The 7,359-nt window shown below is 64.0% G+C and carries 8 protein-coding genes; all 8 read right to left on the bottom strand.

The window, feature by feature from the left end:
- Positions 1 to 52: 52 nt before the first annotated feature.
- Positions 53 to 337: an SCP2 sterol-binding domain-containing protein gene (locus tag P9236_RS10340; protein WP_278074515.1), complete on the bottom strand. Its 285-nt coding sequence runs from the start codon at positions 335 to 337 to the stop codon at positions 53 to 55.
- Positions 338 to 564: 227 nt separating this feature from the next.
- Positions 565 to 1,086, bottom strand: coding sequence for a hypothetical protein (locus P9236_RS10335; RefSeq protein WP_278074514.1), 522 nt, complete (start codon positions 1,084 to 1,086; stop codon positions 565 to 567).
- Between the two features lie 79 nt (positions 1,087 to 1,165).
- Positions 1,166 to 1,588: a hypothetical protein gene (locus tag P9236_RS10330; protein WP_278074513.1), complete on the bottom strand. Its 423-nt coding sequence runs from the start codon at positions 1,586 to 1,588 to the stop codon at positions 1,166 to 1,168.
- Between the two features lie 8 nt (positions 1,589 to 1,596).
- Positions 1,597 to 2,166, bottom strand: coding sequence for a rod-binding protein (locus P9236_RS10325; protein ID WP_278074512.1), 570 nt, complete (start codon positions 2,164 to 2,166; stop codon positions 1,597 to 1,599).
- Between the two features lie 123 nt (positions 2,167 to 2,289).
- Positions 2,290 to 3,816 (bottom strand): FAD-dependent oxidoreductase, encoded by a 1,527-nt coding sequence (locus tag P9236_RS10320; RefSeq protein ID WP_278074511.1) that lies wholly within the window; start codon positions 3,814 to 3,816, stop codon positions 2,290 to 2,292.
- Positions 3,817 to 4,092: 276 nt separating this feature from the next.
- Positions 4,093 to 4,476, bottom strand: a complete 384-nt coding sequence (locus tag P9236_RS10315; protein WP_278074510.1) for a hypothetical protein — start codon at positions 4,474 to 4,476, stop codon at positions 4,093 to 4,095.
- Between the two features lie 4 nt (positions 4,477 to 4,480).
- A complete protein-coding gene (gene fliR, locus P9236_RS10310) occupies positions 4,481 to 5,233 on the bottom strand; it encodes a flagellar biosynthetic protein FliR (RefSeq protein ID WP_278074509.1) in 753 nt (250 codons plus the stop codon).
- Complete coding sequence (gene flhA / locus P9236_RS10305; protein WP_278074508.1) at positions 5,230 to 7,317, bottom strand: flagellar biosynthesis protein FlhA; 2,088 nt, start codon at positions 7,315 to 7,317, stop codon at positions 5,230 to 5,232. Before flhA ends, fliR begins: the two co-directional genes overlap by 4 nt.
- Positions 7,318 to 7,359 lie beyond the last annotated feature (42 nt).

The following is a 7,359-nucleotide window of genomic DNA, read 5'->3' as shown; positions in this document are numbered from 1 at the left end:
CCAAAAACCCCCCCCCCCCCCCCAGGGGCGGCGCCGCGTTTTTGTCGAATGATCAGCCGAGCAGCTGGCTGAGTGCCATGGCGACGGTCATGTCGCCCTCGACCTTCAGCTTGCCGGCCATGAAGGCCATGGTCGGGTTGAGGTCACCGGCGATCAGCGAGTCGAGATCGTCGAGAGAAAGCTTGATCGTGCAGTCGGTCGGGGCATCGGCGGTCGAGACGGTCGCGCCGTCGATGACGACGACGCCGTCGCTGCCGGTGTCGAACTTGACCGAATGCTCGAAGCCGGCGCTGGCCACGCGCGACCTGATCTTGTCGGCAATCTCCTGAACGCCCATGGCGGTTCTCCTCGTTTGGTTGCGTTTGACGCGCACCGGCCTGGGCCGCTGGGCGAGGCGCCGCGTCGCGCGGGAGCGCGCCACGGTCACCAGCGCATATAGCTTTCGATTGACGTTTACGTCAACGTGGTCGCCGTGCGGCATGGTGGCAACCATGCGGCATGTCGCATCAGCGACGGATGGGTGGGGCGAGGTATTTCAATCCGGTGGAAACACCGGCGACGCGATCAATGCTGCTTGAAGGCCTTGGTCATTTCCTGGGCCGTTTCGCCGGCATTCTTGCGGCGCCGGATCGCGTTGTCGCGGATCTCGTCCTTGGACAGGAAGTTGACCTGGTCGATCAGCACGTCATGCACCAGTTCGACGCCGACACGGGCGTTCACCGTATCGCGGATGGCCTTGCGGAAGGCATCGAGATCGATCGTCTCCTTCTTGGTGAAATCGATCTGCGGATTGGAATAGAGGTAGGAATAGACCTGGTCGGTTATCAGCGCCGGCGCCGGGATCGACAGTTTCTTTATCTGGTCGGGTTCCACCGTATAGACGAGCTTGGTCAGAAAGTAGCCGTCGATCTTGGCGTCCTTGATGAGCGGCACGGAAATGATGTCGGTCTTGACGTAGTCGAGGCCACCCAGCATCGGCTTCGGCGGCTCACCGACGCCGCGCTCGCCCGCCGCCTGGAAGGAATAGAACACCGCGCCGAGTGTGGCGGCGCAGATCCAAAGCGCTGCGGCGATGAACTTGATCATGCTTTGCCTGATTGTCCGGGCATGATCTTGTCCGAAAACCGGCTCCCATTTTTCGCTGACGCGGTCCTGCGGCTCGGGATCATGCTCGGGCGTATCCGAATTCGCCGGCCGAATAGGTGCCGTCGGTATCGGCGCGCTGGATGGCGTTCTTCAGCAGCGTGGCGACCTCATTGACGGCGTTGAGATGAGCAAGGATCGCCGCCTCGTTCTTCGCCAGCTTCTGGCGCAGCCGCGCCAGCCCCTCGCGATGCTGCTCGAGGAACTCGATCTCGTTGGCACCCTTCAGGGCGCGGGTCAGTTCGTAGAGATAGCGGCTCTTGCGGGCATTCGAGGCCTTGAGGTCGTAGTCGGTTCCGCTGCGGATACCCGCCGTTTCCTCCTCCACCGCCTCCTCGATGCGGCCGATGATGGCGGCGAGGTTACCGGGCCGCGCAGACGCGGTCGGCGTTTCCATGGCGATGGTCCGTGCCGGCAGATTGGAAAGGTCCGTTTGGTCGGCCATGTAAGTCCCTAGATCTTGATGTCCGTTTTTATGGTTGTGTCGTCACCGGTCATCGACCGGGCGGCTTTACGTTCGAGCTCCTCGATCATCGAGGTCGAAAGCCTGGTCTGCTGGTCGATCTCGGCTTTCTCCGGTCCGCCCCCAACAGGTCCGACCGGTACCTTGCGCTTGCCGTCCAGATAGTGGTCTGCAAGCATTGATTTCGCGATGCCGATGCCGCCGTGCGCGGCCATGACATCCGCCACCTTTTCGGCAAGCTGTGACTTCCACATGTCGCCGGCCAGCCCCTTGCCATAAACGCCTTCAGTGTCCTTGGGCATCATGTTCTGGATGAAGGTCGTCAGCACCATCGCCTCGAAGCGCTGGAATTTCTTTGCCGGGTTTGTCGCTTCGGCCTTGTCCGCGGTGGCGCGCGACAGCACCGAGCCGGCATCTACAGTGGCCGCCTGGTCGACGGAGAACGTGCCTGGGGCGCCTCCCGCCCTTCTGGCGAGCGCGGCACGCGCCGCCTCGACATCGGCCGGCTCCGCCGCGCGGGCAACGTCCATCACGATGTCGCTGGGTGGGGAAATCGCCAAGAAAGTTTCGCCTTTTGCCAGGGTTCGGTCGTTGCACAATGCCTCGACAAGCTTGTGGCAGGCTTACCAGGGATTTGGCCAAGGGATTGGATCGCGCTTCGTCCGCCGCGCGCGCAGGCGCAATCAAGCCATGGAAACCTCGCAGGCCAGCGCTTGCACGTCACGGCCGATGGCGGCGACGGCGACAATCTTGCCGTCCTTCTTGTAGCCGACCAGACAATCGCGATCGGGGATGCTTCCGTCGATCTCGATCGCGTCCCACGACCGGGCGTAGCCGACATAGCGGATCGATATGTCGTAGTGCGCGCTCCAGAAGAATGGAACGCTCGAGAAGGGGCGGCGAAGGCCGAGCATGTTTTGCGCTGCGATCTGCCCTTGGCGCTCCGCCACGACCCAATGCTCGACGCGTCGCGTTTCGGCCGTCTTCAAGTCAAGCCATTGCGCGACGTCGCCCGCGGCGAAGATGCCGGCCACATTCGTTTCGAGGAATTCGTTCACGAGCACACCCTTCTCGACGGCGATGCCCGCGTCAGCGGCCAGCGAGATGCGCGGCTTCACGCCGGCGCCAACGACGACGAGATCGGCATCGATCGCGCTGCCGTCGCTCAACGCGACCGCATGGGCGGTTATCCGTTCAGCCGTGGCGCCCAGATGGAAAACGACGCCGTGCTCTTCGTGCAGCGAGCGGATGAACGCGCCGAGCTCCGGTCCAAGGACAGTTCCGAGCGGATAAGCCTCCGGCGCGACAACATGGACCGCGAGGCCGCGATTGCGAAGGGCGGCCGCGACTTCCAGGCCGATGAATCCCGCGCCAAGCAGGACCGCCGTCTTCGAGCCCTGGGCGCGCTCGATGACGGCGCGACTGTCGGCCAGCGACCGCAATGTGAAGACGTGATCGTTATCGGCGCCGCCGACCGGCAGGCGAACCGGCTCGGCTCCCGTCGCCAGCAGAAGGCGGTCGAAGGGAAAGACCCGCCCGTCGCTCGCAATCACCGCCCGGCCGTCGACGTCGATACGCTCACATGTCGTCCGCAGCTGGAGATCGATCTTGTTGCGGACGTAGAATTTGGGGCCGCGCAGCGGGATCCATGCCTCCGGCGCCGTCCCGGCAAGATAGTCCTTCGACAGGTTGGGACGGTCGTAAGGCGCGTCATCGTCCGAACTCAGCATGGTGATTTCGCCGGAAAACCGGCCGCGGCGCAGCATTTCGGCGGCCGCGAACCCGGCGGCGCCACCTCCAACAATGACAATGCGACCGGGTTGGCCAGCCGCATCGGGCTGCGACGGCGGCGCGGTCTCCTTGTCCGCGGGAACCCTGCCGGTGACGAGGAGACGATCGCCACGGCGCTCGACGCTCCATCGCTGCAGCGGGTCGAAAGCCGGCGCGGCAAGCGCCTCGCCCGTGCGGAGGCTGAAGCAGGCATGGTGCCATGGGCATCGAACCGTGTCCTCGACCACCATCCCTTCGGCCAGCGGCCCGCCGTAGTGGGTGCATTTGCCTGCGACCGCCAGCACTTCCTCGCCGACACGCGCCAGAACCACCGGCTCCTCGCCGACATGCCCGGCAAGCAGCCCCTTGTCGCCAAACGCGGCAACCGGCACTCCGACCGTCAAATCGGGACCCATATCCGGATTTTTCTGCGCGGTCATCGGTCGGCCCTCCCAGGAACATTTGCCGACGATCCGTCCATTCGGGTGCCGGACCCAGAATTGACGCCGCACCGACCAAAAGGTTCCTGAGATTGATGGCCAGCGCTGTCCTTTGTCTGGTCGCCGCGTAACGCTCACAGACATCGGCGTCGCGCGAGGGGCGGAATTCTGGACGCTAGAGCAGTTCAGCGTTTCATAGAAACGCTGAACTGCTCTAGTTATTTGTTGTTCGCAATTCCGGACGGAAAATCGTTACACACTTTTCCTGGAATTGCTCTAATCGTCCCGGCGCTTCTGCGTGATCAGGTCGAGGCGCTCGCGATCGGAGCGCTCGCGCTCGTCGCGACGGCGGACATCCTTGTAGGCGCGTTCGACCATGTTGGTGCGGGCGGTCGCGGTGGCGATCAGCGCCGCTTCCTGCCGGGCGTTCTCAAGGTTCTGCTTCTGGCGACCGAGCGCGTTCGCGATGCGGCGATGATAGAGCTCCGGGAACAAGCCGCCAAGCGAGCTGCCGGTATCGAAATGCTCGATGAGTTCCTTCGCTTCCGATTCCGCCGCGGCGGCCGCGGCGAGAAATCCGGCATGCCGGGTTTCGTGCAGCGCCTTCAACTGCTCCTGCACCTTGACCAGCTTCCTCAGGCGATCCTTGCGCGAGGTCATTGCGCTATCTCGCCAGCGTCAGGTCGACAAAGCCGTCGACGAACAGCGACAGCAGGGTGCCGACGGCGAAATAGAAGATGATCATCCCGCCGGCGATGACGAAGGGCAGCGAGATGAAATAGACCGGGATCTGCGGCGTCAGCTTGTTGACGAAGCCGATCGTCAGATTGACCAGGATGGCATAGGCGACGAAGGGACTGCCGAGCCGGATCACCAGGAAGAAGGCATCCGACACCGTGTCGGTGACGTCGACGAGGGCGGCCTGAGGGTTGAAGAAGACATTGACCGGGGCGACCGTGTAGGAGACGACGAGCGCCCGCACGATCTCGTGATCGAAGTCGAAGACGAACAGCAGCAGCAGCGCCGAGAACGAGATGATGGCTGCAAGTGCCGCCTGCGGCTCAGGCTCCTCGATCGCCGGTCCGCCCGAGCCGCCGTAGCCGATCAGCATGGCGATGGCCGAACCCATGAAGCGCAGCGCTTCCATGTAGAGCCTGGTCATGGCGCCGATCAGCCCGCCGACCAGAAGCTCGGAGACGATCATCGGCGCCAGGACCTGCGGCCGTGGGTCGACGTGAGGATAGATACGATCCCACAGGAAGGCGAGCAGGCCGCCGGTGGCGGCGACCGACACGAACAGCCGAACCTGAAGAGGCACACGGGCGCTGGAGATGCCCGGCATCAGCATGAAGCAGGCGCCGATGCGGCAGAAGGCGAGGAAGGCGGCGATGACGACGCTTTGCGAGAGCGCGTTCACGAGATGGTTCCAAGCACCTTGATCTCGACGCCCTTGGCGATCTCGACATGGGAGAGCACGGGAAGCGTCGTGAACAGCCGCTCGATGATCATGCGCACATAGGGGCGCGCGTCGGGCGCGGTGACCAGCACGAAGCGCTCGCCGGCCTCGAGATGCTTGCGGATCGCCTTGGTGGCGTCCTGGCCGAACTCCTCGAGCTGGCGCGGATCGATGTCGAACTCGCGCACTTCGCCCTTGGCGTCGCGCTTGAGGCTCTGGTGGAAGGCGAGATCCCAGCGGTTGCCGAGGCGCAGCACCTTGAGCATGCCGCCCTCGGAAAGATCGCCGCAGATCTGCTGCGCCATGCGGATGCGGACATGCTCGACGATCTGCTCGGTGCGGCGCACATGCGGCGCGATCTCGGCGATGGCCTCGATGATCAGGTGCAGGTTGCGGATCGAGACACGCTCAGCAAGCAGAAGCTTCAGCACCGCCTGCAGGCCGGGATAGGAGATGTGCGAGGTGCAGATCTCGTCGGCGAGCTTGCGGTATTCAGGGTCCAGCCGCTCGAGCAGCGCCTTCATGTCCTTGTAGGACAGGAGCTGCGGCAGGTTGTTGCGGATGACCTCCGAGAGGTGGGTGAGCAGCACCGACATGTTGTCGGCGAAGGTGAAATTCTCGCGCTTCAAATCCTCGGCGAAGGTTTCCAGCACCGAATAGGCGCGCATGCCGAAGGCCGGCTCGCGGATCTCCTCGCCGGGAATGTCGGGCACGCCGCGCGTGCCGAGCAGCACCATGACCTCGCCGACCCGCATCTGGTATTCGGCAACGACGGTGCCGTGGACCTTGATCTGATAGCTCTTCGGCGGGATGGCGAAGTCGTCGGCGACGCGCACCTCCGGCACCACGAATCCATATTGCTGGGCGAACTTCTTGCGCATCTTCGACATGCGGAACACCAGCTCCTGATGCGCGACCAGCAGCCTGGTCGAGAGCTGCTTGCCGATCAAAAGCTCGATCTCGGCGGTAGCGAGCGATGCCTTGACCGAATTCTTCTCCTCCTCGACCTTGTCGGCCTTCTCCTTGGTCTTCTGCGCTTCGGCGGCGGCCAGTGCCCGGTTGTGGCGCAGCGGGATGACATAGCCGAGGCCGGCCATGGCGCCCGCAAGCGCGAAGAACGGGAACAACGGCAGGCCGGGCATCAGGCCTAGGATCACCAGCAGCGAGGCGGCGACATAGAGCGCGCGCGGATGTGCGCCGAGCTGGCCGAACACCGCCTGGTTGGCGGAGCCGCGCGTGCCGCCCTTGGAGACGAGCATGCCGGCAGCGAGCGAGACGATGAGGGCCGGGATCTGCGTGACGAGGCCGTCGCCGACAGAGAGCTTGATGAAGACGTCCGCCGCCTGGCCGAGGCCCATGCCGTGGCGCAGGTATCCGATGGCGATGCCGCCGACGATGTTGATGGCGGTGATGATCAGGCCGGCGATCGCGTCGCCGCGCACGAATTTCGAAGCACCGTCCATCGAGCCGAAGAAGGAGGATTCTTCCTCCAGCTCGCGGCGGCGCAACTGCGCCGTCTTCTCGTCGATCATGCCGGCGGACAAGTCGGCGTCGATCGACATCTGCTTGCCGGGGATGGCGTCGAGGGTGAAGCGCGCGCCGACCTCGGCGATGCGGGTGGCGCCCTTGGTGATGACGATGAAGTTCACCACAATCAGGATCATGAAGACGATGAGGCCGATGACGAAGTCGCTCGACATCACCAGCTTCGAGAAGCCCGAGATGACATAGCCGGCCGCATGCGTGCCCTCATTGCCGTGCGACAGGATCATGCGCGTCGTGGCGATGTTGAGCGAGAGCCGCAGCATCGTGGCGATCAGCAGCACGGTCGGGAAGGACGAGAAATCCAGCGGCCGCTGGATCCAGAGCGCCACCATCAGGATCAGTACCGAGAGCGCGATCGAAAAGGCAAGGCCGATATCGATGAGGAAGGCCGGGATCGGCAGGAACAGCACCGCCAGGATGACGACGATGCCGAGCGCGAAGAAGACGTCGCGGCCGTTCTTGGCCGCCAGGCCGGACGGGATTGTTTCGCTGATCGCCATGTCGTCCTCGAATCCAGACTTGCCAGCGCAAAGGCAGGCCCT

This window comes from Mesorhizobium sp. WSM4884 (assembly GCF_029625675.1).
In the GTDB taxonomy this organism is placed as follows: Bacteria; Pseudomonadota; Alphaproteobacteria; order Rhizobiales; family Rhizobiaceae; genus Mesorhizobium.
The sequence above is the reverse complement of the archived record's forward strand: the minus strand, read 5'-3'. Positions and strand labels throughout refer to the sequence as shown.